General features: G+C 68.0%; 2 protein-coding genes. Both read left to right on the top strand.

Annotated features, from left to right (window positions below; translation table 11 throughout):
* The first annotated feature begins 75 nt into the window (after nucleotides 1-75).
* Nucleotides 76-1188, top strand: a complete 1113-nt coding sequence (locus V5F48_RS24890) for an IS5 family transposase (RefSeq protein ID WP_394260633.1) — start codon at nucleotides 76-78, stop codon at nucleotides 1186-1188.
* On the top strand, nucleotides 1188-1501 hold a 314-nt coding region (locus tag V5F48_RS24885; RefSeq protein ID WP_394260632.1), incomplete at its 3' end, for a hypothetical protein. The genes V5F48_RS24890 and V5F48_RS24885, both read left to right, overlap by 1 nt.

Here is a 1501-nt window from a genome sequence, read left to right as displayed (position 1 = left end):
AGGCTGTTGAAGAAGTCGCTCGCCCGACGCATGTCGGCGTGATTCAATCCCCCTTGCTGGCGTGGGAGGGTTGATTTGCGGGGATCGGACGAGAGCACGAGGGCGCTGTTCAGCTACGTGGACCTGGAGTCTCGGGTGCGGGTGGATCATCCGCTTCGGGCGATCCGGGAACTGGTGAACGAGGCGCTGGCTGCGTTGGGGAGCGACTTCAGGGCGCTCTATTCGGGTCTCGGTCGGCCGTCGATCCCGCCGGAGCGGCTGTTGCGGGCCATGCTGTTGCAAGCCTTCTACTCGATCCGCTCGGAGCGTCAGCTCATGGAGCGGCTGGACTTCGACCTGCTGTTCCGCTGGTTCGTCGGGCTCGGCATTGACGATCCCGCCTGGGATCATTCGAGCTTCTCCAAGAACCGCGACCGCCTGCTCGCCGGCGACATCGCCGCCCAGTTCCTGTCAGCCGTGCTGGCCCAGCCACGGGTGAAGCGGCTCTTGTCGAGCGAGCACTTCAGCGTCGACGGCACGCTCGTCGAGGCCTGGGCGTCGATGAAGAGCTTCAAGGCCAAGGACGGCCTCGGGGACAGCTCCGGTCCGACTGACCCGCCGGCCCCTGGCGGGCGCAATGCCGAGGCCGACTTCCGCGGCGAGACGCGCTCGAACGCGACCCATGCCTCGACCACCGACCCGGACGCCAAGCTCTACCGCAAGGGTCCCGGCATGGAGGCCAAGCTCGCCTTCCTCGGCCATGCCCTGATGGAGAACCGCTCCGGCCTCCTCGTCGATGCCTGCCTGACAAAGGTCTCCGGCCACGCCGAGCGCATCGCGGCGCTGGCGATGATCGAGTCCCGGGCCGACCGGCCGCGGCCGATCACGCTGGGCGCCGACCGCGGCTACGACGCCGAGGACTTCGTCAACGAACTGCGCTCGATGAACGTGCGCCCGCATGTGGCGCAGAACCTCACCCGAAGCCGCGGCCGCTCGGCCATCGACGGCCGCACCACCCGCCATCCCGGCTATGCCGTCAGCCAGCGCATCCGCAAGCGCATCGAGGAGGGCTTCGGCTGGATGAAGGCCGTGGCCGGGCTCGACCGGCCGAAGCTGCGTGGGGTCGATCGGGTCGGATGGGCCTTCACCTTCGCGGCCGCCGCCTACAACCTCGTGCGACTGCCCAAGCTCCTCGCGGGAGCATCCTGATGGCCGCCCGCGACTGCGCCCTGATCGGCCGCTGGCGTATCGTCCAATCCGATCTGTGGGGAGTGGACGATCTCGACCTCCTCGGCCCTGCCAGGGTTGCCTTCGACGACCGCGGACACGGCGAAATCACGGTCGGAGCACTCACCGCATCGCTCCGGCTCGAATACGCTCGCACCGCCGTCTTCTTCCGCTGGCACGGCTCGGACGACATGACCGAGGTCGCGGGAGAGGCAGGGCTGTTCAACCCTAGGATCTTTGGTGGTCGGCGCGGCCGGGCTGGAGGCGAAGAAGGCTATTCCCTCGAAGCCTTTTG

Origin of the sequence: Xanthobacter autotrophicus ATCC 700552 (genome assembly GCF_043194565.1) — a bacterium.
Taxonomy (GTDB): domain Bacteria; phylum Pseudomonadota; class Alphaproteobacteria; order Rhizobiales; family Xanthobacteraceae; genus Xanthobacter; species Xanthobacter autotrophicus_F.
The sequence above is the reverse complement of the archived record's forward strand: the minus strand, read 5'-3'. Positions and strand labels throughout refer to the sequence as shown.